A 24,911-nucleotide genomic window follows, 5' to 3' on the forward strand; every position below is an offset into this window, starting at 1 on the left:
CTGTGCGCCGAGTTACGGGCGCAGCAGGGTGGTGAGCACCCACCACAGCCCGACGCCGGCGACCACCGGGACGACGAGCGCTCCCGCCCAGGCCAGAGCGCTGAAACGCCGGTTCAGGCGCGAGAGCGAGGGAAGTCCGTCACGGGGAGCCGCGGGCAGCGCGTACCCGGCGGGCGGAGCGCCGATTGCTCGTCCCAGCTCGCTCGACCGCACGCTGTGGGCAAAGCTCTCGCTGCGTGCGCCGTAAACGACGGGCATCCCGCCGCGCACACCACCGCGCGGCAGCGCCGCATCCTCGATGGGGAAGGGGGCTGCCGGTGCGCGCCGCTTCTTATCGAGCGGGTTCTTGAAGAGCAGCTTCGCGAGTTCTGGCGGGATCTCTTCGTGTTCAATCACCGGCGCCCCCACCTGAGAGGAGGTGGTGCTCGCGGAGGTGCCGTCGGCGTGCGCCGCCTCAGGCGGCCGGCGCTTCACCGGCTGCAGTACGGGGATCGTTGCCTCAGGCGCGGGGCCCTCCCCGGCACGCGCTGCGGGAATATCGGGCAGCTCCGGCAGTGCGTGCGACTCTGGCAGTGCCGGTAACGTCGGGGCCGGGGCACCTCGAACGGCAATGGTAGCGTCGCCCTTGCTCACGGCGATCGTCGCGTCGTCAACAGCGTCGGCGCTGCCGGCACTTCCGGCGCTTCCTGCACTGCCGGCACTGCCGGCACCGCCAGCACCGGTTACCTTCGCCCGATCCTCTCCGCTCACCGTCACTCTGCTCCGGCCTTTCGCCTGCGCGGAATCGTCACCGTGAGGGTGTCGTCGGTGTCGGTCTCAGCGAGCGAGGAGTGCTCGCCCGAGAGGTGCCACTCGGTTCCGCCGCCGATGGTGTCGACTACGATCACGGTGACGTTGTCGCGCCCTCCTGCGGCATTCGCCCGGCGCACGAGTTCTTCGGCAACCGCGTCGGCACGGCCGCCCATGGTGAGCGTTGCCCGGAGCTCCTCGTCGGTGAGCTCTGTGGTGAGGCCATCTGAGCAGATGAGCAGGCGCGCTCCGGTCTCGACTGGGAGGAGCCACGAGTCTGCCGTGGTGTCGGCTGAGCCGAGTGCGCGTGTGATGATGTTTCGCGGCGGCCTGGTGCCGAGAAAGCCCGGTTCGACCTCGTCGCGGAGCGAATGGTCAACGGTGAGCTGCTGCAGCTCGGCCCCGCGGTGCAGGTACACCCGCGAGTCTCCAACGTTGAGCACCAGCCAGGCGAGGTCGCCGTCGTTGTCGACGAGCACCGCGCCCGTGAGGGTACAGCCGGCCCCCTTCTCGCGGCCCGCGGCAACGCCGGAGACCGCGGTGCGCGCAGCATCAAGCGCCGCAGAGACCTCGGGAACGGTCGAGGGGCGGCCGGCCTCGAGGCGGCCGCGAAACGCTTCGATCGCAGCCTGGCTCGCGAGATCGCCAGCTTCGTGGCCACCCATGCCGTCGGCGACGAGGAATGTTGGGGATTGCGCGAGAGCCGAATCCTCGTTCACGGCTCGCCGCTGACCAACATCGCTCACGACTGCATAGTCGAGTTCCACGCCACGCATCATTCGGGCGCCTCCTTCTGTCCACGGCGTCGCAGCGCATCGCGCCCGGTCGCCCATGTCACACTTCCGAACGAAGCGAATGAGAATCGCGCCCGCGCCCGCTGCCACACACTACGATCATCCCACTGCTCAGCGATTCGGGCATCGACGATCTCCCAGAGCGTAGCGGCCGTCTCCTCGCTGATGCCCTCATGAGAGTAGACGGCCTGGTCAACGGTCCAGGCGATCCAGTCGCCGTCAGCCACCTCGAGTTCGCGCATGAGGTCGGTGCGGCTGGCCGCCACGGGCCGCCGCCCGGAGTCACGGTAGGCATCAAGGAGCTCATCCCAGGCGGCGAGCGCCCGCGCCTCAGGGGTGGTCAGCCCTCGCCGGGCCCGCAAGCGGAGTCGTTTCGTGACGGGCACGAACAGCAGCAGCATGGCAAGGAGCAGCACGCCGAGCAGGCTGAGCCCGATCACGCGCAGCACCGGCCAGAGCGCGTCAAGTCGGCCCGGCTCCGTCTCGCTCACCTCGCCGCTGTCATGGTCGGTCATGCCGACGGGCGGATCGCTCTCGCTCGCGTCGCGATCCTCCGGCTGCGTCGGGAACTCGGGCAGCTGCTCACCCTTCTGCAGCAGTGTCGGGGGAATCGCGATCTGCGGGGAGACATCGAGCGGGGCCCACACCCCGTCGGCTCCCGCGGCCTCGACCCAGGCGGCGATGTGTTCGCCCGTGCACACCTCGGAACAGGCGGGTACGCCCGGCACCCCGGCATCGGTGCCGCCGAGTCGCACGCCCACGACGACCCGCGAGTCGAAGCCCATCGCCTGTGCGATGAGCGCGGCGGCGGCGGCGAACTGTTCGTCGTCACCGATGCCTGCGACGAGCATCGCCGCTGTGCTGCCGTCGCCTGCGGCGAGCTGCTGCTCCGATAGTTCTGCGAAGAGCTGTTCGAGCCGCGCGGCCGAGTGCCCGCCGGCGCTCGACACGAAACGGGTGCCGTGCTCGGCCGATAGCTCACGCAGCCACAGGTTCTCGCCGTCGCCGTCGGTGAGCGAGTGGCTGAGGTAGCCGCGCTCGCGCAGCCGTTCAACGGCGGTGGTGAGTCCGTCGCCGCTGTTCGGAAGCTGCTGGAGTTGCAGCCAACGGAGCAGCTCGGGGAAGGCGTCGGCGTCGAGCCTGGGGGTCTCAGTCGAGGGAGTCCGGTCGAGCACGGCGTCGTCAGACGCGTCCATCGTCACGCTGAAGCCGTCGCCCTCCCGCATGCCCCGGGCCGTCGGCACCGCGACGGCGCTGCCCGTCTCGCGGTTGAGGTAGAAGCTGTCGGCCAGGGCGCTCGCGCGCGGGCCGCTGAACTGCGGCGGTGCGGCGAGCGGCGGCGCGATCGGCACCCACACGTCTGCGTAGCCCTCGCGGATCTCCACGCTCACCTGGGTCGGTGCGGGGACGGGGCCGCCGCTCGGGAAGCGGGCGAAGCGCCCGGCCTGGGTGCCTGAGCCGGCGGTGAAGTCCACGCCGTCATACTCGGGGAGCACGGCAAGCCTGAGCCGTGGCGGCAGAGGATCCGCGGCCCCACTCGCCGTCGACACCGCGAACAGCTCGCTGCTGAACGCGTCATCGCGCTTCCAACCGCGGTAGGCGGCGAGCGGGCTCACGCGTTCTGAGACGACGAGCTCGGGGTCGATGACGTCACGCGGCACGGTTCGGGGGCCCTGCGTCGCGATCGGGGCGACTACGAGAGCAGCTCCGAGCGCGGCGACCACGGTGAGGGCGCCGATGGTTCCGCGCACCAGCGAATTCCGGCGGACGGCACGTCGCCCCGATAGCGAGCGCGCAGCAGGAGGTGCGCCCGGGCCCGGCCCATCGGCGCCAGCGGGCTGGGGGGACGGGGTGTCCAGTGCCGCGTCCGCGAGCCGTCCGCGGCGGAGCGCGGCTCGCCGCTTGCGCCCGGACGACCAGGCGACCCACGTGGCGGCAGCGCCGAACGCGGCAATCCAGAGCGCCAGTTCGCGCGGCGCGGCAATGCTCAGCCCACCGGCGCGCAGTGGGGCGCTCACGGCGGACGATCCGAACACCGTGCCGAAGAGCACGGGCAGCACGACGCCGATTCCCGCGAGGGGTGCCCACCTGCCGCCCCTGAGCATGAGCGCTGCGGCCACTGCGACCGAGACGAAGACGACGACGAGGAACGGCACGAGCACGGTCTGGTAGCTGCCGAGCGGCAACGAGAGTGTGAGCAGCTGCTTCCAGCCGAGAGCGATTGCTGCGACCCCGTCACCGAAACCGCGCAGCCACTCACGCGGGCCGCCCGCGAGCGCGCCGGGGACACCGAGCGGGAGCACTGCCGCGAGCAGCAGGGCGGCGAGCAGGGCGAGTGTGAGCGACCCCCAGCGCCGCCGGGTTCCGATCCGCACCCCGCACAGCGCGAGCGCTGCCCCGACGCCGGCGACGATCCACAGCTGGCCGGTCTCGTAGATGGGCCAGGCGGCGAGCACCGCCAGCACGGGAATGGGAATGAGGAGGAGGATCGCGGCGAGGAATGGTGCAACCCGGCCCTGCGCCCCCTCTGGCCCCGCGCTCATACGAGCCCTCCGCGTAGCAGCAGTTGTGGCAGGTCGCTCAGCGCGCCGACGGTGAGCAGCCAGGTTCCGTCGATGAGCTGCGCGGCCGGGTCCGCGAGCCGCTCGCAGCGCACCGCGACCACCGCGACGTCGGGCGGGAAGGCGACGGCCGCGCGACGCAGCCGAGAGGTATCGGGGCCGGATCCGGTGACGAGCGTCACGACCGACAGCGGCCGCCGGGACTCTGCGAGGGCGCGGGTGAGCCGCTCGATCGGGCGCGCCTCCTCGGCGGCCTCGAGTTCGGCCCAGGCGTCAAGCAGCTGCTGCGGGGTCCCCGACGGAAGCTCCTCGAGCCCGTCAATGCTCGGGCGCAGCCGCCCCGGGGCCCAGGCGGAGGCAACGAAGCGCTCGCGCCCCTCGCGCACGGCCTGCAGCGCGACCGAGGCGGCGACGCTCACGCCGAGCTCAAACTCCTCGTCGCTCGCGTACTCCGCCCGGTTCGCGTCGAACAGCACCGCGGCACGGGCCGTCTGCGACTCCTCGTACTGCCGCACCATCAGGGTGCCGGTCTTCGCGGTCGACTTCCAGTGCACATGCCTGAAGGCGTCGCCGCGTACGTATTCGCGCACCGCGTGGAACGAGAGGTCGGAGTCGGTCAGCCGGCGGCTCGCCGCGCCCTCGAGGTCGCGCACGAGGCCAGCGGACGCGGGTGGAAGCGTGACGGTTTTCGGGTGCACGTGCACCAGGTGCCTGTCGCGCCAGGTCACCTCGCGGTGAAACAGGTTGAGCGGATCGCGCCGGGCGAGGGTGACAGGCCCGACCTCGACGACACCCCGCTGATCAGCGGCGACCGGCACGGGGATCAGCGTGCGGCCACGACCCGCGATGAACGGGACGGGGATCTCCCGCAGCGCATCTCCGACGGGCAGCTCGGCGGTCGCCGGCAGTGCGGGGCGTGCACCCGAGTTTTCGATGTCGATGCCGAGCTGCACTGCCCCGCCGACGACGACCCGTTTCCGGTCGACCGTGAGCCTGATGAGGTACGCGCGGCTCCCGAGCAGAAACGGCAGCGCCACGAGCAACACGATCGCCGCGGCGATCGCCACGAACCAGGCCTCGACCCACCCGAGCGTCGCGCCGAGGGTCGCCGCAAGCAGCACGATCCCGAGCACGAACCAGCCCGTTGGCGTGACCGTCTGCAGCCAGCGCCGCCAGGTGCGCAGCAGCCGCATGCGGTTGCGCCGCCACCACCTGCGGGCGCGGGTGCGCTGGGTGCGCGCGCGGCCCGTGCCGGTGTCGCCCCAGCGCGTCGTGCCGGAGGTACGGCTCGCCGTACCCGTTCCCCAGTCGGGTGCCCGGGAAGTGTGCTGGCTCACGCGGTGCCGTTCTCCTGCGGAACGGGGATGTCGAGGAGCACGCGGCCGATAACGTCGATCGCGCTCACCCCATCAAACTCGGCCTCTGGCTCGAGCACGATGCGGTGCGCGAGCGTGGTGAGGGCCAGGTCTCTGATGTCGTCGGGCACGACATAGTGTCGCCCGTTCGCTGCGGCCCACGCGCTCGCGAGCCGCACCAGCGCAATCGCTCCACGCACGCTCGCGCCGAGCCGCACGTCGCTCGCACGCCTCGTCGCCTCGACGATCCGCACCGCGTAGTCGGCGACGATCGGGCTCACGTGCACTCGCTGCACGAGGCCCTGCGCCTGCGCGATCATCTCGGTCGTCACGACCGGTTCGATCTGTTTCGCTCGGCCGCGGTCTCCGAGGAGAATGCGTGCCATCGCTGCGTCGTCTGGATAGCCCACCGAGGTCTTGATCATGAACCGGTCGAGCTGGGCCTCGGGCAGCCGGTAGGTGCCCGCCTGCTCGATCGGGTTTTGCGTCGCGATCACGAGGAACGGCGAGCCGACGTCGTGACTCTTCCCGTCGACGGTGACGTGCCCCTCTTCCATGACTTCGAGCAGCGCGGACTGTGTCTTCGGGCTGGCACGGTTGATCTCGTCGGCGAGCACAACGTTGGCGAAGACCGGGCCGGCGTGGAACTCAAACACGCCCGCCCGCTGGTCGAACACGGACACACCGGTGATGTCACCGGGCAGCAGGTCAGGGGTGAACTGGATGCGTGTCGAGGTGCCCTGGATCACCTGGCCGAGCGCACGCGCGAGCGCCGTTTTGCCCGTTCCCGGCACGTCCTCCAGCAGCACGTGGCCGCCGGCGAGCACGCTCGCGAGCACGAGCTCGATGACTCGCCGTTTGCCGTGAATGACCTGCTCGATCGCGCCTGCGCTCGCGTCGAACACCCGAGCGACCCACTGCGCCTGCTCGGCGGTCATCGCCTTCGCCCGCTCGGGCTGGGAAGAGGTTTCGCTGCTCATCGGTTCCTTCGGTGGGTACTGGCCTGGTGGTCTGGGACTGCGGATCTGGAGGGCGGGTCTGTGACTGGGGGTCTGGATTGCGGAGTTGCTGAGTTGCTGAGTTGCTCGGCTGCTTGGCAGTTTAGGGGGCCGGTGGAGGATCGCCCGGCACTGCTTCCCCCGGCGGCCCACAGGCGGTGCCCTGGAGTGTGAGCGAGTTCAGGCTCTCGAACGCGCCGTTCCAGGTGAGCGTAACGGCTCCGGTCTCCGAACCGGTAACGCTCACAGAGTCGCGCGCGGCCGCGGAGACCTCGACGACCGCTCTCGCGTCGCCGACCGGCACACAGGAGTCGGTGAGTGCGGCGCGCACAATCGTCGGCGCACCGGCCGGTTCGATCACCGTCGGATCCGAGCAGAGCGCTCTGCCGCCTCCGGGGAGGCACTGGCGCACCGAGAGCTCTCCGACATAGCCCAGCTCGTGGACGGGGCCAGCGACCCGTTCCCCGTCGACGTAGTAGCGCAGCTCAAGGCCGGGCAGCACTTCGGGGCTCGCCTCGTACGCCACGACGTACTCGCCGACCCTGCTGCCCGCGCCACGCGGATCCGGGTCGATCAAGAAGCTCAGGGGGCCGGCGATTACCGGCGGCTTCTCGCCGCGCAGCACGATGGGGCTGCCGCTCGCGATCTCGCTGCTCGCCACACCGACGCTGTTTTTCACGCACACGCGCACGGCGTAGCTTTGGAAGTCATCAAGCCCGGTGAACAGCTTCGTGGATTCAGCCGGGTAGCCCGCGGGGTCGTTCGAACAGGCCGCGGGGGTCTGGCCTGCGGGCACGGGCGTCGAGAAGGTGTAGCCGAGGCTCGATGCCGGGGCGAAGTTCGCCCCCGCTCCGGTCGCAGACACGGTGAGCTGTCCCTTTGCCGCCGAGCTGAGCTGGGGGCTGCCGACGCTCGGGAGCCCCGCGACCGTCACTGGAACGGTCAGCGCGTTCGCGGCCGGTGGCGCGCCGTTGGGTGGCGCGAATCGGCTCTGCGGCACCACCGTGAAGGTCTGGTTGCCCACGCCCGCGGCAATCGATCCCGACGCGTTTGATCCGTCGAACACCTCCGTGGATCCACCGGCCGACACGCTGTACCTCGCCACGTCGGATCCGCCTGCCAGGCTGAACTCGACTCGGCCCGTCGACGCCGTGATTCCGGGGCCGCCGACGCTTTCCAGCTTCGTGACGGTGGGGGCCTCGGGGCTCTTGTAGGCCCACGCGGTTGCGGCGGAGCTCGGATCGGAGGTGCCGACGCCGTTGACGGCCCGCGCGGTGAACGTGTGCTGCGCGCCGTTCTCGAGGCCCGACACGACGCACTGGTAGCTTGCAGGCCCGGCTGGCACGCACGAGCTCGATCCGGCTCCCGAAACTTCGACCCCGGTGATCGCGGGGTGCGCGCTCTGGGCGGCGCCCAGCTCGGCAACGAAGGTGACGCTCGAGCCCGTGTAGCTCTGCAGGCTCAGGCTCGCGGGCGCGCGCGGCACGCCCTGCGCGTCGAGTTCGATACTCCCCTCGCCGAGCCGGCCCTGCGCGTCGCGCACGGTGAAGCCGACGGTGCAGCGGCCACCGGGGCCGCGGCTATCGGGCCAGGTCACAGCCACGCCCCGCTCGTCCGCCTTCGTCACGGTGCCGAAGCTGCACGCGGCGGCGCTCACGGTCTCAAGCTTCAGGCCGCCGCCGCGCTTGCCTGCGAAGGGGTCGTATTCTCCCGCCGCGCCGATCACGTCGACCGCGCAGTCGGAGCCGACGGTGCAGCTGAGGTTGATCGTGCCGCCCCGCGGCTGCTCGCGCGGCGCATCGCCGACGCGGAGGGTGAGCGGAGCGGCTGATTCGCCAGCTCCGGCCACTGAAATGCTCACGTTCTCCTGGCGTCCCGGCGTAGCGTCGGCGCTGGCGGCAACGGTGAGGGTTGACCCCGACTGCTGCACGTCGAACGAGGCTCCCCCGCCACTCGCCGTGAACCGGAGCTTCGCGGCGTCGCCAGCGCGGTTGCCCTGCCACTGCACCATGTCAGTCAGTTCGATCGTCTCTGTCTCGCCCGGCGGCACCGTCCGGGTGAGCGCACCAAGTTGCGCGATCGGGGCCCGCGGCACGATCTCGACGGGGATCGGCAGCAGTGTCCACGCCTTCTGCCCGACGAGCCTGACACTCACCATGCAGGAGTCGTTCCACGGCGCTTCGCTGCCGGCCTCATATCGGATGCCGTCTGCCGAGATCGCGGAGCAGCTCGCCTGCGAGCGCCCGACTGGGAACGCGTGTTGTGCGAGTTCGACTCGGTCGCTCGCGGTGACGTCGAGCAGCGTGTTCAGGCTCGCCTCTACGGTCTTGTTCTCGTCGACCGTGAGCGGGCTGAGCCCCGGCTTCAGGGTGATGCGCAGCTCATCGAGCGGCGGAATGATGAGGAAGCCGAAGCTCGACACCTCAGCGCCCGAGGGGTCGCGCCCGGAGAGTTCGAAGGCCACGAGGTCGCCGTCTGGGTTGTACTCGCCCGTGATCGAGTTTCCGCTCACACGGTATCCGCCGGAGTTGCCTTCCCAGAGCGAGAGCTTGAGTGCCGCGGGGTCACCGGCGGCCCACCGCACCTTGTCGGTGATGACGTCGACGCCACCCTGGGCGAGCTCGCTGCGCTCACGAACGTTGAGCACCGTGTCGGTGATGCGCGGGGCCTGCGCTCCGACGCGCTCCGAGGTTTGGGCGAGTAACAGGCCTTCGGCCGTACTCGAAGACACCGAAGACTTCACGGTGTAGCGGTATGAGATCGTGCCGAGCTCGTCACCCGGTGCGATCGCGACGACGCCCTTGGAGAGCTGCGCGAGGTTCAGCCGTTTCTTCGCGCGTTGGAAGTCGGGGTGGGCCTCCCCGCCAGGGAGGTTCGGCACCACGGAGACAATCTCCAGGGTGCCGTGCGCGGGGTCGATGTCGTTGTCGAGCGGGCGCACCGCAACCTCTTCGCCGGAGCCGCGCACCAGTCGCACGTAGTCGCTCGACGCGATCGGTGCCCCCGAGTCTTCGGTTGCTGGGCTCACGATGATCCGCAGCGTCCCGGTTCCCGTGCCCCCCTCGCCGTCGCGCACCGTGTACGGCACGCTCGTCACGCCGGGAGCCGCCTGCCCTGAGGCGGCGACCTCGATCGCGGCTCCTGACGCCGAGAGGCTCGCGGTGAGCTGTGGATCGGAGATCGCATCGACTCCGATCAGCCGCACCCGGTCGCCGTCGGGGTCAACCCCAGACAGCGGCACATCGACCCGGGCGCGCTCGCCCGCAGCGATACGAGCGGTGAGCGTCGCAGGCTGAGGGTCTTGGTTCGCGCCCCGCGGTACCACCGTCACCGTCACGCTGCCGACGTCGCCGGCCTCCGGGTTCGAAGCGCCGTAGGTCGTGTAGCTCAGGCGGTAGGTGCCCGGCTCTTTCGGGGCGAGGTAGCGCAGGGTGCTCCCCGAGGCGAACGCGAGCTCGCCGTCGGCTCCCGATCCGGTCACTTCCGGGTGCAGGATGAGCCGTTCTCCGGGAGCCGCCACATCGTTGTCGAGCACGCGGATATCGACGACCGCGCCAGCACGAACACTCGCGGTATCGGCGACGGCGACTGCGCCCTTCGCCCCCGCTTCGGGCACCTGGAACACTGTCAGTCGGCCCTGCGCCTCGGCGGAGCCCTCGGTCACGGTAACGTCCACAGCGCCCACGCGGCCTGGCCCGCCGTCGGGCGTGCTGCCCGCAACTCGTACCTGCGAGTGCTCAATCACGTCGGCACGCAACTCGCCGTCCACGACGTTCGCAGCCGACACCGACACCGCGCGGGCCGCTCCGCCCGGAATAGCGTGCAAGATGTCCACGGTTGAATCTGCGAGCGGCCGCACGAATGCGCGCAGCGGGGGGAGCGTCAGCGGCGGCACCCCCGGCGTCGCCGTCACGCGGATCACGCCCGTGAACTCGCTCCCCGTCACCGTGTCACGGACGCCGAGCGAAAGCAGCGCCTCACCAGCCTCGGAGGCCGTGACCTCGATCCGTCCGGCGGCCGCCCGCGCAACCGCGGTCACCCGCTCCTCCCCCGACTGCACCGAGACGTCGATGAGCTGGAACGATCCCGAGCCACCCGCGACGCGCTCCAACGGCCGCAGCACCGTCGGATCCCCCACCCTCACGGTCGTCGCCATCGCCTGGAACTCGGCGACCGCGCCCGGCTGCACCGCGACGGACAGGTCGCGTGCCTGCTCCGCGCCGCGCCCGTCACGCACCGTGAGCCGCAGCATGAGTTCAGAAGCCCCGGCGTTCACATCGGTGTGACGCAGCGCAAGGCGACCATCGGCTGTGACAATCGCGGAGACCGGATCCTCTGGCCGCAGCGACTCCACCTCGGCGAGCATCATCGGATCCCCCTGCGGATCCACCCACCCCTCAAGAATCGGGTAGACGAGCGTGCCGCCCGGCGTGATCGGCGGCACCTCCCACACCCGCTGGCAGCCCTCGACCGGGCACCACTCCGGGGGCGTGTTCGCGTCGTCGGGGGCGACCGTGAGCGTCACCGTCGCGGCCTCGGACGCGAGCGCGCCATCGGTGATGCGATAACTGAAGCTCGCGCTCCCCGTCGCACCCGCCTGCGGCCGCACCATCAGCGACTGCCCGTCGGGCATCAGCTCCACCACGCCAAAATCCGGCGGCAGCGGCGATTCGCCGAGCGACTCCGGCACGATCGTGAGCACGTCGCGCTTGTTCGGGTCAAAGTCGTTGAGCAGCACCGGCAGCGGCGCGGGCTCGCCCTGCCGCACCCCGAAGGCATCGTCACGCGCGGTCGGCGGCACCTGCTCGGTGACCTCGTCGACCACGACGGTGCCCTGATCCTCTTTCGGGGGGTCAGAAATCGTCCACTGCGACAGCGGGATCAGCCTGCCCTCGGGCAGCGTCCACAGCATCCCACTGCGCGCCTCACCGAGCACCGCGCGGTCACCGTTCGTGTACACCACGGGAGCCACCTCGCCGAGATCGCGGGCCGACTCGTCAAAGCGCAACTCACGTGGCGTCTGCTGCGCTGAGTCCCAGAGCACACCGCTGTTCTGCCCGAGCCACGCCGCGTACCGGGTGCCATCGACCGAGCGCGGCTGCGCGGGCGTGCCTGTGGCCTCGGCAATGCGTTCGGGATCGCCCTGCGCCGGCACACGCCACAGCCCCGACGTGTCGGCGATAAGCGCTGCGGTGCCTCCGCCGGCTCCTTGCCCATCGCCCTCGCCGCTGGCCTGCAGCCTCGCGGCACCGGCAAGCTGCAGGGTGACGCTGTCGCCGCCCTCCCGCCAGAGCGTGCCCGAGTCGGTGTCGAGCAGCACCCAGTCGCCTGCAACGAGGGCGAACTGCGGCTCCGTCAGCCCGGTCACCGCGTCAGGAACCTGGGCGGCGCCACCAACAAAGTCGCCGCGCCGCGGGTCGAAGCGCCACACCGTACCGTCGGTGGCCGAGTAGAGCGCCGCCGTGCCATCGGGCGACAGCGCGATCGCGTCAACGCGCAGCCCGAGCTGATCGGGATCGGCCGCTCCGGCTGCTGCTGTCGCCGCGGCCTCCTCGGCGAGCGGGTCGATCCGCTGCAGCGACTGCAGCCGGGCCGCCAACTGCTCGGGGGAAGACACGTTGGCCCCGCCGCTGTCGGCACGGCCGTTATCGGCCCCGCCGCTATCGGCACCGAGGGTGCCGATGTAGACCGCGCCGGCCTCCGTGCGCAGCAGGAGGTGCTTGCCTGCCGCGAGCACCTCGCGGGTGCCGTCGGGCAGCCTGACGGGCTCGGCCGCGCCGGGGGTGGGGGGCTGGGTGGCGGCTGCGTCGGCGGCTGTCCCTGTGTCTGCTTCTGCGTCTGCTTCTGCATCTGTGTCTGCATCTGCGTCTGCTTCTGCGGGGGCCTCTTCCGCGGGATCGCCGTCGTGATCGGTGAGGTCCACCGTCCGGGCGCTGTCCACGGGCCATGCGCGGCCGTTGCCGTTTGTGAGCACGAGGCTCTCCGCGCCCAGCTGCACGACACCGCTCGGCTCAGATACCTTCCTCACGGTGTCGATCTCACCGGTCTCGGTGTTCACCCGCGCGTACTGGCCAGCATCGCGCGCAACCCACACGCTCGGCTCCTGGCGGGGCACCTCTTGCGCGTCAAATCCACTCGCGATGACCGCAATGGTGCCGACGAGCGCCGCGATCACGCCGCTCGCGATCCACCCGCGCGCCCGCGATCGCCTGCCGCGCTCACCAGGCGCGCTTCGCCCGGCGTGAGCGCTCCGGCCAGGCCGGGCCGCGAGTTTCGCGCGCCCAGGCTGCTTCGCCCGGCTTGGCCTACTCACCCTGAGCCCCCGACAACCGCCCAAATCACAGCGCCGACAATCGCGATCGCCGCGACTGCGATGCCTGCCCCGATGAGGCCTGCGCGAAGCGACGAGCCGCCCTGGCGGTCAAGCACGAGCCCGTCCTTGTCCGTTCCTCTGGCCTGAGCTCGCTGTTGGGCTCGGTGTTCGGCACGCGCCTCGGCCCGGGACACCCGATCCACACTCGACACAACGGGCCCGCGCGTGCCGACCGCGATGCTCTCGGTGCGGGGCAGCCACGCCTCAGAGACCACCTCCAGCGGTGTGACATCGAAGCCATAGCCGCGTTGCAGCTCCTGCAGCGCAGCCCCAAATTCGGCCATGGACGAGAACCTCGCCGCAGGGTCCAGCCGCAGCGCCCGCGACAGCACCTCGTCAAACGGCCCGTAGCCCTGTGCGCCGGGAATAGGCGGGTACACCGCCTTCATGATGCGCGCCGACAGCTTGGACCGTGAATTCTGGCTACGATCGGGGAGTTCAAACGGCGAGCGCCCCGCCGCGAACGAGTAGAGCGTCGCCCCCAGCGACCACACCTCGGTCGCCACCGAGCCACTCATCGACAGCCGCAGCACCTCGGGAGACGACCACGGGATCGACATCGCCACCTCGGCCTCCTCCGCCTGGCCGCGCTGCGTGACATAGGCGATCCCGAAGTCCGCGAGCACCGGTTTGCCGAGCGTTGTGAGCAACACGTTCGAGGGCTTAATGTCTCGGTGCAGCACCCCGGCGCGGTGCGCTGTTTCGAGCGCGCCTGCGATCCGCACCCCCGCATCGAGCACGTCGGCGAGCTGAGCCGGCTTGCCCTTCGTGAGCGCCCCCATCGACGCGGGGCAGTACTCCATGGCGATATAGGGGGAGCCGTCGAGCGAGATGCTCGCCTGGTGGATCGTGACGATCGACGGATGGCTCGCCAGCCGCGCCATCACGTCGGCCTCGCTCTCGAACACCTCGCGCATGCGCTCGGCCTCAGCCGTTCCGGCACCGCCGTCGAGCACTTTCACCGCGACGACACGACGCGGCATATCTTGTTCGTAGAGGTACACCCGCGCGAAACCGCCGGATCCGAGCGGGCGGACATAGGAGAACCCTGGGATCGCGGGCGGGCGCAGCTGCTTCCCATCACTCATGGCGCGCCAGCTTGCGTTACACGCTTGGAGGCGTCAAAAGTGGCGACGGACATGCAACCATCCTATGCAGTGACGCGCCCGGACACGCGCGCGCGGAAGCCTTGTGGATAACTCTGGACCGCGGCTGCTCACCACCACGGGGCCCCGTTCTCAGGCTTTGCCATGCCGACGCTCGGCCTTCCCTGCTCTCACTCTTGGCCTTCGCCACACTCACACTAGGTTGCCGCGAACCGAGCCCTCAGCATTTACCGAATATTCACACTGGGTGGTGTGCGCCGAGTGCCTCGCGGGGCTCCCGCGGCGTCCTCTCCGCCCCGATTAATTCAGACCGACCTTTCTGAGGGCCGCGAAGGGGTCGGAATGGATTAATCGGGGGTGGGAGGATGGAAGTGGGCGGGGTTTCTGGTGGGTTGCGCGCGAGCGAGGCTGCCGCGGCGTGTGCCCTCGACGGGGAGATGCTGATCGCTCAGCTTTGCCCCCCTGAAACACGAAGACTCCCCCCGGGATACCCGGAGGGAGTCTTCGTGTGTGCGCGGGACGAACCCGCGCGGCGACATTACATGTTCGATACGTCGAGCGGAATGCCAGGACCGAAGGTGGTCGAGACAGCGCCCTTGAGCACGTACTTGCCCTTTGCCGAAGCAGGCTTCAGACGGGTGATCTCGTCGAGAACCGACGCGATGTTGTCGTTGAGCTGCTCCTGCGAGAACGAAACCTTGCCCACGATGAAGTGCACGTTGGAGTGCTTGTCAACGCGGAACTCGATCTTGCCGCCCTTGATGTCGGTGACAGCCTTAGCGGTGTCCATCGTGACGGTGCCGGTCTTCGGGTTCGGCATGAGACCGCGGGGGCCCAGTACCTTACCGAGACGACCAACCTTGCCCATGAGCTCGGGGGTCGCGACAGCCGAATCGAAGTCAGTGTAGCCAGCGGCTACCTTCTCGATGAGCTCGTCGCCGCCGACCTCGTCTGCGCCAGCAGCGATAGCAGCCTCAGCTGCAGCGCCGTTTGCGAACACGATGACGCGTGCGGTCTTGCCGGTGCCGTGGGGAAGGTTCACGGTGCCGCGAACCATCTGATCGGCCTTACGGGGGTCCACGCCAAGACGAACTGCGACCTCAACGGTCGAGTCGGTCTTTGCCGAACCGGTCTCCTTCGCAAGGGCAACTGCCTCTGCGGGAGTGTAGAACTTGTCTGCCTGAATCTTCTCGGCAGCGGCGCGGTACGCCTTCGACTTCTGTGCCATGTTCGTACCCTTACTCGACCGTGATGCCCATGGAGCGAGCGGTGCCCGCGATGATCTTCGCTGCTGCGTCGATGTCGTTCGCGTTCAGGTCAGCCTGCTTCTGCTCGGCGATCTGACGAACCTGCTCAGCGGTAACCTTCGCAACCTTAACGGTGTGCGGGGTACCCGAACCCTTCTGCACGCCGGCTGCCTTCTTGAGGAGCTCAGCTGCGGGCGGGGTCTTCAGGACGAACGTGAACGAACGATCCTCGTAGACGGTGATCTCTACGGGAACGACGTTGCCACGCTGCGACTCGGTGGCCGCGTTGTACGCCTTGCAGAATTCCATGATGTTGACGCCGTGCTGACCCAGCGCAGGACCCACGGGGGGTGCCGGGTTGGCGGCGCCGGCTGCGATCTGAAGCTTGATCAGACCGGTAACCTTCTTGGCTTTTGCCATGATTGTTTCCTTTCGCCGAACGAATGCTTGTGCACTCGTTCTCCCGCCTCGCCGGCCGTTCCGGCGCGCGGTGATGTTCCGCCCGCGCGCGGGGCGCGAGCACAAACCTCAATAGCCTACCCGATACGCGCGGATCCCGCATCTTGAGCGAGCAGTGTTCACGAGGAACTTGCTGTGATTACTTGGAGCCGCCTATCGGATTTGAACCGATGACCTGTTCTTTACGAGGGAACTGCTCTACCCCTGAGCTAAGGCGGCCTGGCGCGGTTTGCACCGCACACAAGCGAAAACTCTAGCACGAAAGCGGAGGCTCGTTTGCACGCGCCGCGCGCCCCGCCGCGCCTACCTACAGGTCACGCCGCTTGCTGGCACCGTTCCGTCGATGAGGTAACTCTCGACAACATCGTTCACGCAGGCGTTTTGGCCGTAGGCCGTGTGCCCCTCGCCCTCGAAGCGCACGAGCACGCCGCTCTCGAGCTGCTCGGCCAGCGATTCGGCCCAGCGGTACGGGGTTGCCGGGTCACCCGTGGTTCCGACCACGAGAATCGGTGCGGCACCAGCCGCGCGCACGGGTGCCCGCTCCTCGGGCCCCTTGTGCGGCCAGCCAGCACACGACACGTCGCCGAAGCCCTGGAATCTGCCGATCGTCGGCGCGATTCGCTCAAGTTCTGCAGCCTGCTCGCGCATGCGCTCTGGGTCGACCTCGTTCGGGTAATCAAGGCAGTTGATCGCCTGGAACGCCTCGGTCGAGTTGTCGAGGTATTGCCCGTCCATCCGCCCGTAGTACGAGTCGGCAAGCGCGAACGCAACATCGGCGTCGCCCTCGGCAACGCTCGCGAACAGCTGGTTAAGGTAGCCCCAATTGGACTCGGCGTACAGCGGCGTGACGATCGCGGTGAGCATCGTCGACGTGGTGAGCACGCGGCCGTCAGAGGCCTCGAGCGCGGCGCGATCCACCTCGTCGAGCAGGTCACTGATCTTGCCCATCGCGAAATCGACGGAGCCACTCAGCGGGCAGTCCCGGGTCTCCAGGCAGGCAGTCACGAAGCTGCGCAGCGCGAGCTCGAAGCCGCGCGTCTGCTCACGAATCACATCGGCCTCGCTCGCGGTCGGGTCGAGCACACCGTCGAGCACCAGGCGGCCGGCCTGCTCCGGGAACATCTCGGCGTAGCGCGCCCCAATGTGGGTGCCGTAGGAGTAGCCGAGGTAGTTGAGCTGCGGATCCCCGACGATCTGCCTGAGCATGTCGAGATCTCGCACAGTCGACACCGTGTCCACGTGGGCGAGAAGTTCGCCCGTGTTTTCGCTGCAGGCGGCACCGAAGGACTCTGAGGAGGCGATTGCCTCCTCGATCCACTCGTCGCTTCCGCGCTCAGCGGTGGAGTCACTCACTCCGAACAGGTACTCGTCCATCTCGGCCGCGTCGAGGCACCGGACCGCGCTCGACAGCCCGACGCCGCGAGGATCCCACCCGATCACGTCGTACTCGCGCTGCACCGGGGTGCCCACCGCGGAGTCCACGGCATTACGCACGTAGTCGGCTCCCGAGGCCCCGGGACCGCCCGGGTTCACGAACAGCGTGCCGATCGGGTCGCCGCCGGTCGCCGGCTGCTTCACCAGGTGCAGGCGGATCGTGGCACCCGAAGTGTCGTCCCAGTCGAGCGGGGCGTGCACATCGGCGCACTCGAAGCCGTCGCCACAGTCGGTCCAGTTCGGGCTCTGCGATCCGAACTCCTCGCTCGCGGGCTGCGCGGGGAGCTCAAGCTCCGACTCGGTCACTGCCGGTGCCGCAGCCCCCGGCTGGAACAGCTGCCACACCCCGGTGAGTGACACTACGAGCCCGATCACCACAAGCACGACGCCGATAACGACGGCAATCCGCTTCCAGCGCTTCGGCCGCAGCGGCTCGGTGTCGTCGGAGTCTGGCCCCTGGAAGAGCTCCGGCGCGCTCACGAGCTCAACACCCGGTTGTCGGCCATCACAATCCGCGCAAACAGCGCCTCAAGCACGAGGCCCGGAGTGATCGCGCGGGCGAGCCGCTCGCGCGCTTCCTCCGTGGCAGAGACGACGGCGAGGGCCTGCTCCGGGCTCCAGCGCTCTGCGAGGTCGCGGATCGCGGCCCCCGACTCAGCGTTCACAAGCTCGGGCAGCGCTCCAGCGGGCGCAGCCTCTCCCGAGCCTGCCTGCCCGCTCGGCGCGACCGCCCCCAGCGTCGTGAGCAGGACATCTCGGTAGAGCGAGAGGAGGTCGGTGAGGATCCGGTCGATCCCGTCACGCAGACTGCGCTTGCGGCGGCGCTCCTGGTCTTCCTCAAGCGCCTTCACCTGTGAGCGAAGCTTCGGCGGGATCGCGGCCCCCGGGGCAAGCCCGAGGTTGCGCATCGCGTCGTCACGCTCGCTCTGATCCAGCTGTTCGGTGAGCGCGTCGGCATCGGCCTGCGCAATCGCGACGAGCGACGCCGCAACCGCCATCGCGTCACCGAGCGTGTTCGCACCCAGCGCGCCGGTGATCGACCGCTCACGACGACTCATCGCCTCAGGATCGCTCGCGAGCCGCCGCGCCATGCCGATGTGACTCTGCGACAGCCGCGCCGCACGCTCGGCGAGCTGCGGCTCGATGCCGTCGCGCTCGGTGAGCAGCTGTGCGACATCGGCAACGCTCGGCGTCACGAGCCGCACCGACCGGGTGCGCGACCGGATAGTCGGCAACAGGTCGGCCTCGCTCGGTGCACAGAGCACCCAAATCGTGCGCTCCGGTGGCTCCTCGATGGCCTTGAGCAGCACGTTCGAGGTGTGCTCGGTCATGCGATCCGCATCCTCGATCACGATGACCCGGTACCGGCCCTCGCTCGGCGCGTAGTGCGCGGTCGTGACGATCTCGCGCGCTGCGTCGATGCGGATCACCGCGGCCTGCGTCGTCAACGCCGCAAAGTCGGGATGGGTACGGCCGCGCACCTGGGCGTAGACGCGATCCCGATCCCCCACCTCACGCGCGATCAGCGCGGCAGCGAAGCGGTATGCGAGATTCGAGCGCCCAGAACCGGGCGGCCCGGTGATGAGCCACGCGTGCGCCGGAGCGCCGTCCGGGCCGGCGGCGCGCGTGAGCGCCTCGACCGCCGCGGGCTGCCCCACTATTTCCGACCAGAAATCCATGCGGTAAGGCTATCGGGTACCCCTGACGATGGGGCTGAATCGCCCCGCGCCACCGTGCTGCCGCGCGGCCAGGCTACGTACTCGGCAGATCCACGTACCGCGCCTCGCCGGGCACAACCACAGCCGCCCCGGCACTGAGCTCTGCGGCGAGCGCCGCGAGCTGGGGGATCTCTTCTACTGCGACCGCGAAGCGCTGGATCACGGCGGCGCCATAATCGGCCTCACCGACCGCGTAGCCGCGCCGCCGGGCCTCAGCCTCGATCTGCGCGGCGACCTCGTAGCTCGCTTCCACAGCGACCTCTGTGCGCAGCCCGCGCCGCACCCGCTCGGCGTCAAGCACGGCCCCGGCCACCGACGCCCTGTATGCGCGCGTGAGCCCGCCAGCGCCGAGCAGCACGCCGCCGAAATACCTGGTCACGACCGCGACGACGTCGCTGAGCCCCGCCGAGACGAGGGCGTCGAGCATCGGAGCGCCGGCCGTACCGCCCGGCTCACCGTCATCGTTCGAGCGCTGCACTCGGCCGTCCGACCCGAGCACGAACGCCGAGCAGTGGTGGCGCGCCCGCGGATGCTCCGCCCGCACCTCGGCGATGACCGCGCGCGCAGCTTCTTCCGAGTCGACCCGTTCGAGGCGCGTGAGAAACCGGGAGCGGGAGATCTCAATCTCGGTGTTGATCGGTCCCGCGATCGTCTCGTACTCAGCTGCCATGCCTCTATGGTGTCACGCCGCGCGCCCCGCGTCTCAGCCCGCCGCGTTACGATCGAGGGGTGACCTCAGTACGCGTGGACAGTTGGGTGTGGGCCGTCAGGCTCGCGAAGACCCGCAGTCAGGCGACGGCCGCGTGCCGCGCCGGGCACGTGCGCGTGAACGATGCGCCGGCGAAGGCATCTCAGTCCGTGCGAGTCGGCGACATCGTGCGCACGCGACTCCACGCCATCGAGCGCGTCTACCGGGTGACGGGCCTCGCCACGCGGCGGGGCAGCGCGACCGAGGCCGCCGCTCACTTCGAGGACCTCACTCCCCCGGCTCCCCCACGGGTCGAGCGCCCGATGACGGTGTACCGCGATCCAGGCACGGGCCGCCCCACCAAGCGCGACCGCCGCGAGCTCGAGAAACTCCGCGGGCGCGACCAGGTCGAGCGGCCGGACGACGAGTGAGCGGGGCCGTGATCCACACCCCGCAACTGACCCCTTTCCTCGCGCTTGAAGCCGCTGACTGGCGCGCCCGCGAGGCCGCGCACCAGGCTCGAGCCGACGCGCTCACCGCCGCGCACCGCGAGCGCAGGCGGCGCGGCGAGACCCACCCGATCGAGGACTTCCTCTTCACCTACTATCCGTTCAAACCAGCGGAGCTGCGCAAGTGGCATCCCGGTGCTGGGGTGGCGCTCGCTGACGCTGCGGATCGGGCGTGCTGGCGCTACTACGCGGTCGATGCGCGCGACGGGCGTGATGCGCGTGATGCGCGTGATGCGCGTGATGCGCGTGAGTCCGCAACGGTGGATCTCGCCGCGTTCTTCGCGGCCCGCGCCCAGACCGTCGACTACGTTGAACGGCTGCTCGCCGCGACACTCGAGCACACGCCCCAGTTCGGGTGCTTCGGGCTGCACGAGTGGGCGATGGTCTACCGGCTCACCCCAGACCAGCTCCGGCACACGCGGCTGCCGCTGCGCATCGGGCACGCGGCAACCGATGCGGTCGTTGAGTCACACACGATCGGCTGCAGCCACTTCGATGCCTACAGGTTCTTCACGCCGGCCGCCGAGCCCCTCAACCGGCTCGCGCCGACGCGCGAGAACCAGCCCGAAATGGAGCAGTCGGGCTGCCTCCACGCCGGCATGGACATCTACAAGTGGGTGACGAAACTCGGGCCGATCGTGCCGGGCGAGCTGCTGCTTGATGCCTTCGAGTTCGCCCGCGACATCCGCTTCGTCGACATGCAGGCTTCGCCCTACGACGTCGCCGGCTACGTTGACCATCTGGGCGTGCCGCTCGAGCCGATCCCGATCGAGACGCCCGCCGGCAAGCAGGAGTATGTGCGCAGGCAGCGCGCCTTCGCTGCGCGCGGCAACCTGCTGCGGGAGCGCGTACTCGACGCGATCGCGGTCGCGCGCGCGGCGCTCCCGGCCGCTGGCTAGCGCTGCGGCCTCGCTGCCGCTGCCCAGGTTCTACCTCCGAGATCCCTGCCTCGGCCCCACCCTGCCCCGCGGCCCGTTCCTCGCCGCTCAGAACCCATGTCCTCAGCGAGGTCATGGGTCTTTAGCGGTTAAATACGCATGACTTCGCTGAGGCCATACCGTTTCGACGCTCCGCAGGGGCAGGCAGGGGCAGGCAGGGCAGGGCAGGGCTGGGCAGGAGGGCCCAGCCCCTCGCCTCCTAGTGCCTGGCGAGGATCGTCGCGTGGTCCGTGCCGGAGGGGAGCACGCCGTAGTCGATGCCACGATCCTCACCCAGCCGCGAACCAATGAACGCCTCGGCGCTCGCAGACGGCGCGTACCGCAGCATCAACCCGGCCTGCAGCGCGAGCCCCATCGTGCCAACAAGCCGACGGGCCCCGGCCTGCGCTTCGTCGACCGACGCCCCGGCGATTTCAGCGAGCCCGCGCTGCACCCGCGCGCGCAGTGCGTCGAAGCGGGCGTCGGCACCGGCGGCGAGCGCGAGCTCCGCGTCGAAGGCCGCGATGCTCTCGGGCTCTCGGGTGAGGGCGCGGAGCACGTCGAGGGCGATGACGTTGCCAGATCCCTCCCAGATCGCCATTACCGGCTGCTCGCGGTACCGCATCGCGAGCGGGAAATCCTCGGTGTAGCCGTTGCCGCCGAGGCACTCCATCGCCTCGTAGGCGTGGCCGGGGCCGCGCTTACAGATCCGGTACTTCGCGACGGCGGTCGCGAGCCTCCTGAACGACTGCTCCTGCGCATCGGCCTCGTCCTCGTGCGCCGCTGCCAGGCGCATCGCGAGCAGCGTCGACGCCTCGGATTCGAGCGCGAGATCGGTGACCACGCTCGTCATCGCAGGCTGGTCGATGAGCGTGCGCCCGAAGGCGGCACGGTGCCGCACATGCCAGAGCGCCTCGGCGACCGACTGCCGCATGCCGGCTGCCGTGCCGAGCACGCAGTCGAGCCGCGTGCGGGCGACCATCTCGATGATGGTGCGCACCCCACGGCCTGCCTCGCCGACGGGCATCGCTACGGTGCCGTCGAACTCGATCTCGCTCGACGCGTTCGACTTGTTGCCAAGCTTGTTCTTCAGCCGCTGCACCCGAAACTCGTTCCGCGTGCCATCCTCGAGCACGCGCGGCACGAGGAAGCAGCTGATGCCGGCGTCAGCGGCGTCGCCGTCACGGGCGAGCACGAGAAACGCGTCAGACATTGGGGCCGAGCAGAACCACTTGTGCCCGGTGAGCAGCGCACCGCCCTCGACCCGCGTCGCGACCGTCTCGTTCGCGCGCACGTCTGAGCCGCCCTGCTTCTCAGTCATCGCCATGCCCATGAGCACGCCAGGCTTGTCGCCCGGGGCGCGCAGGGTGCCATCGTATTCGGTTCCGAAGAGCCGCGGCAGCCATCGCTCGGCGAGGTCCGGCTGGTGCTGCAGCGCGGGCACCGCCGCGTGCGACATCGAGATCGGGCAGGCGTGGCCCGGTTCGACCTGGCTGAAGAGCGAGAAGGTTGCGGCGCGGGCGACGTGCGCACCGGGGCGCGGGTTCGCCCAGGCAGAGGTGTGTGCCCCCGCTCGAGTGGCTGCTCCGATCACCCGATGGTAGGCGGGGTGGAAGCGCACCTCGTCGATGCGGTTGCCCCGGTTGTCAAAGCTCACGAGCTCGGGGATCTCGACGTTCGCGAGCCGCGCGTCTTCTTGGAACGATGCGGTTCCGACTTCGGCACCCGCCGCGGTGAGCGCGTCGTCGGCCCAGTCAGCCCCGAATGTCTGCACCGCCTCCCGGAGCACGGGGAACTCCAGGTACTCGTTGATCTCGGTGCGCGCAGGCGGCTGATTGCTCACGGTGTGGGTGCGGCCTGCGGGGGCGGGGCGCAGCACGGTGGAGGTCTCTGGGGTGGAAAGCTTGGTCGACATCGGTGTCTCCTTTGAACGAGCGGGTGGTGCTGGTGAGTGCACTTTCTCGTGTTGGTGGCGGATAAGCAGGATGAGGGGGCAGGATCAGTCGGTGACCAAGTTCCCGCCTGGGTGCTGGCGCGGCCGCGGGCTGAACCCCGCGAGCCGCTGGCTTGCGACGACGATTTCGTCGAGCACGGCCGTCACCTCCGCTGGTCCGCTGTGCTGCGGGTCCACCGGGGGTGACAGTGGTCGGATAAAGGCCTCGCCGAGTGCGCCGACGATCGCTGGGGCGATGAGATCCACACGCTGCTCGGGCAGCGATCCCTCGGCAAACCCGTCGGCGAGGATCTCCGTGACGGTCTCGGTGTAGGCCCGCCGGAACGCGAGTCGCTCTCGCTCAACGGCGACATCAGCAGGCTCGAACAGGAGCGCCATGGCGAGGGTGCGCCCACGCAGCGCGCGGTCACCGAACGTGCGAACGAGCGCTTCGAGGCGGTCGGCTGCCGGGATCGACCGCCGGTCTGCCGAGTTGAACCCTACGGCCGTGCGAACGGCGTCAAGTTCGATCCCGGCCGCGCGGTGAAAGATTGCCTCACTGAGGGCGAGCTTGTCTGGAAAGTAGGTATAGACCGTTCCCGTCGAGACGCCGGCCCGGCTTGCGACGCGCGCAACCGTGGCCGAGGCGAACCCGTCTTCGGCGACGATCGCGACCCCTGCTGTCACGAGGGAGGCGTGCCGAGCAGCCCGGTGCTGTTCCGTTCGCTCGGTGCTGCGGTATGCCATGTCGATCCTTCCTTGGCTTGTCGCCGCTCGCTGACTGCTCCTGGTTGGCGCGGTGCGAGGCACGCGGTGTACGCAAAAACGCTATCGGCCAAATAGGCCTACCGGAAACAATTGAATCATGATTCAATTGTTTCCGGTAGGGCGACCACGGCAGATCGCCCGCAGTATCACTCAACACCGCCGTTGAACTTGGAGGACTTATGGATCTCAGCAGCATGCTCGAGGGGACCGCACGGAAGTTTCCGAACAAGGAAGCTATCGTCGCGGGCGAGCGCAGATACACGTATAGCGAGCTGGTCGACCGCTCACGCCGGGCAGCAAGCGTCTTCCGCGACGCGGGGCTCAGCCGCGGCGCGCACGTACCGGTCGTGACGCTGAACACCCCAGGATTCGTATTCGCCGCGTTCGGGCTGTGGCGCGCCGCCATGGTGCTCTCGCCCGTCAACCACAAACTCACGGCTCCCGAGCTCCGATTCCTCGTCACCCACAGCGGTGCCGAGGTCGGCGTCGTCGACGCATCGCTGCTCGCGACCGCGAAGGCGGCCGCACCGGGGGTGCGCTGGCTTGTCACTGAGGCCGCGGCGTTCCCCGAGATCGAGGTGGATCCCCGCGACGATTTTGACGCCCTCCTCGCTGAGGCCGAGCCCTGGGATGGCGAGCCCGTCGACGACACCGAGACCGCGCAGCTGCTCTACACCTCGGGAACGACGAGCGACCCGAAGGGCTGCCTGCACTCGCACCGCGGCATCACGACCGTGGCCACCTACTGCACCGCAACAGCCCAGCTGCACGCGAGTGACCGGTTTCTGATCGCGATGCCAATCTGGCACTCGTCACCACTGAACAACTGGTTCATCTCCATGATATTTCTGGGCGGAACCGCAGTGCTGCTCAGGGAGTACCACCCGATCGAGTTCCTGCGCACGATTGAGCGCGAGCGCGTCACCTCGTTCTTCGGGCCGGCCATCGCATACCTTGCCCCGCTGCAGGCGGCGAAGGCTGCGGGCCTCGAGTGGAGCTCGTTTGACCTTTCCAGCGCCCGGCTGTGGCTCGCCGGAGGGGCACCCATCGGCGAAGACACCATGCGCACGATGCGCGCCGCGTACCCGAGCGCAGGGTTCCAGCAGGTGTACGGCATGACCGAGATGGGCCCGGTCGGAGTCACCCTCGAACCGGCTGACCAAGAGGTGAAGGCCGGATCCATCGGCCGCGCGGGGATGCCAGGCGTCGATCTTCGCGTCGTCACCCTCGCTGGCACCGACGCACACCCGGGCGAAACCGGG

The 24,911-nt window shown here is 69.4% G+C and carries 17 protein-coding genes and 1 tRNA gene; 3 read left to right on the forward strand and 15 right to left on the reverse strand.

The window, feature by feature from the left end:
- Positions 1–12: 12 nt before the first annotated feature.
- From ACI1US_RS04360 to ACI1US_RS04420, 13 genes are all read right to left on the reverse strand, one after another.
- Positions 13–756 carry a hypothetical protein gene (locus ACI1US_RS04360; protein ID WP_461638437.1) on the reverse strand — a complete coding sequence of 248 codons (744 nt, stop codon included), beginning with the start codon at positions 754–756 and terminating at the stop codon, positions 13–15.
- On the reverse strand, positions 753–1,568 hold the full coding sequence (locus tag ACI1US_RS04365; RefSeq protein ID WP_461638438.1) for a PP2C family protein-serine/threonine phosphatase: 816 nt from the start codon (positions 1,566–1,568) through the stop codon (positions 753–755). Before ACI1US_RS04365 ends, ACI1US_RS04360 begins: the two co-directional genes overlap by 4 nt.
- Positions 1,565–4,126, reverse strand: coding sequence for a transglutaminase domain-containing protein (locus ACI1US_RS04370; protein WP_461638440.1), 2,562 nt, complete (start codon positions 4,124–4,126; stop codon positions 1,565–1,567). The genes ACI1US_RS04365 and ACI1US_RS04370 overlap by 4 nt, the downstream gene beginning before the upstream one ends.
- Positions 4,123–5,481, reverse strand: coding sequence for a DUF58 domain-containing protein (locus ACI1US_RS04375; RefSeq protein ID WP_461638442.1), 1,359 nt, complete (start codon positions 5,479–5,481; stop codon positions 4,123–4,125). Before ACI1US_RS04375 ends, ACI1US_RS04370 begins: the two co-directional genes overlap by 4 nt.
- A complete protein-coding gene (locus tag ACI1US_RS04380) occupies positions 5,478–6,479 on the reverse strand; it encodes an AAA family ATPase (RefSeq protein ID WP_461638444.1) in 1,002 nt (333 codons plus the stop codon). The genes ACI1US_RS04375 and ACI1US_RS04380 overlap by 4 nt, the downstream gene beginning before the upstream one ends.
- Before the next feature lie 121 nt (positions 6,480–6,600).
- Positions 6,601–12,672, reverse strand: a complete 6,072-nt coding sequence (locus tag ACI1US_RS04385; RefSeq protein WP_461638446.1) for an Ig-like domain-containing protein — start codon at positions 12,670–12,672, stop codon at positions 6,601–6,603.
- A 134-nt stretch (positions 12,673–12,806) separates the two neighbouring features.
- Positions 12,807–13,958 (reverse strand): serine/threonine-protein kinase, encoded by a 1,152-nt coding sequence (locus ACI1US_RS04390; RefSeq protein ID WP_461638448.1) that lies wholly within the window; start codon positions 13,956–13,958, stop codon positions 12,807–12,809.
- A 556-nt stretch (positions 13,959–14,514) separates the two neighbouring features.
- Positions 14,515–15,204: a 50S ribosomal protein L1 gene (gene rplA / locus ACI1US_RS04395; protein WP_416549959.1), complete on the reverse strand. Its 690-nt coding sequence runs from the start codon at positions 15,202–15,204 to the stop codon at positions 14,515–14,517.
- 10 nt (positions 15,205–15,214) lie between these two features.
- Entirely contained in the window at positions 15,215–15,643 is a 429-nt protein-coding gene (gene rplK, locus ACI1US_RS04400; protein WP_343962336.1) for a 50S ribosomal protein L11, read from the reverse strand.
- A gap of 183 nt (positions 15,644–15,826) precedes the next feature.
- Positions 15,827–15,901 (reverse strand) — tRNA-Thr (locus ACI1US_RS04405).
- Between the two features lie 84 nt (positions 15,902–15,985).
- A complete protein-coding gene (locus ACI1US_RS04410; protein WP_461638450.1) occupies positions 15,986–17,596 on the reverse strand; it encodes an alpha/beta hydrolase in 1,611 nt (536 codons plus the stop codon).
- Positions 17,593–18,795: a DNA polymerase III subunit delta' gene (locus ACI1US_RS04415; protein ID WP_461638452.1), complete on the reverse strand. Its 1,203-nt coding sequence runs from the start codon at positions 18,793–18,795 to the stop codon at positions 17,593–17,595. Before ACI1US_RS04415 ends, ACI1US_RS04410 begins: the two co-directional genes overlap by 4 nt.
- A 73-nt stretch (positions 18,796–18,868) precedes the next feature.
- On the reverse strand, positions 18,869–19,504 hold the full coding sequence (locus ACI1US_RS04420) for a YigZ family protein (protein WP_461638454.1): 636 nt from the start codon (positions 19,502–19,504) through the stop codon (positions 18,869–18,871).
- Positions 19,505–19,563: 59 nt separating this feature from the next.
- On the opposite strand from ACI1US_RS04420, the gene ACI1US_RS04425 reads away from it, so the two are divergent.
- Positions 19,564–19,953, forward strand: coding sequence for an RNA-binding S4 domain-containing protein (locus tag ACI1US_RS04425; protein WP_461638456.1), 390 nt, complete (start codon positions 19,564–19,566; stop codon positions 19,951–19,953).
- Positions 19,950–20,930 carry a 3-methyladenine DNA glycosylase gene (locus tag ACI1US_RS04430; RefSeq protein WP_461638458.1) on the forward strand — a complete coding sequence of 327 codons (981 nt, stop codon included), beginning with the start codon at positions 19,950–19,952 and terminating at the stop codon, positions 20,928–20,930. The genes ACI1US_RS04425 and ACI1US_RS04430 overlap by 4 nt, the downstream gene beginning before the upstream one ends.
- 238 nt (positions 20,931–21,168) lie before the next feature.
- Here the strand turns inward: ACI1US_RS04430 and ACI1US_RS04435 are convergent, their stop codons facing one another.
- Both ACI1US_RS04435 and ACI1US_RS04440 read right to left on the reverse strand, forming a co-directional pair.
- Positions 21,169–22,863, reverse strand: coding sequence for an acyl-CoA dehydrogenase family protein (locus ACI1US_RS04435; RefSeq protein WP_461638460.1), 1,695 nt, complete (start codon positions 22,861–22,863; stop codon positions 21,169–21,171).
- A gap of 84 nt (positions 22,864–22,947) precedes the next feature.
- Positions 22,948–23,628, reverse strand: a complete 681-nt coding sequence (locus tag ACI1US_RS04440; RefSeq protein WP_461638462.1) for a TetR/AcrR family transcriptional regulator — start codon at positions 23,626–23,628, stop codon at positions 22,948–22,950.
- A 200-nt stretch (positions 23,629–23,828) separates the two neighbouring features.
- Between ACI1US_RS04440 and ACI1US_RS04445 the strand changes: the two genes are divergently transcribed.
- Positions 23,829–24,911, forward strand: a 1,083-nt coding sequence (locus tag ACI1US_RS04445) for an AMP-binding protein (RefSeq protein ID WP_461638464.1), incomplete at its 3' end; no start/stop codon positions are given.

This window comes from Leucobacter sp. BZR 635, from assembly GCF_048061935.2.
In the GTDB taxonomy this organism is placed as follows: domain Bacteria; phylum Actinomycetota; class Actinomycetes; order Actinomycetales; family Microbacteriaceae; genus Leucobacter.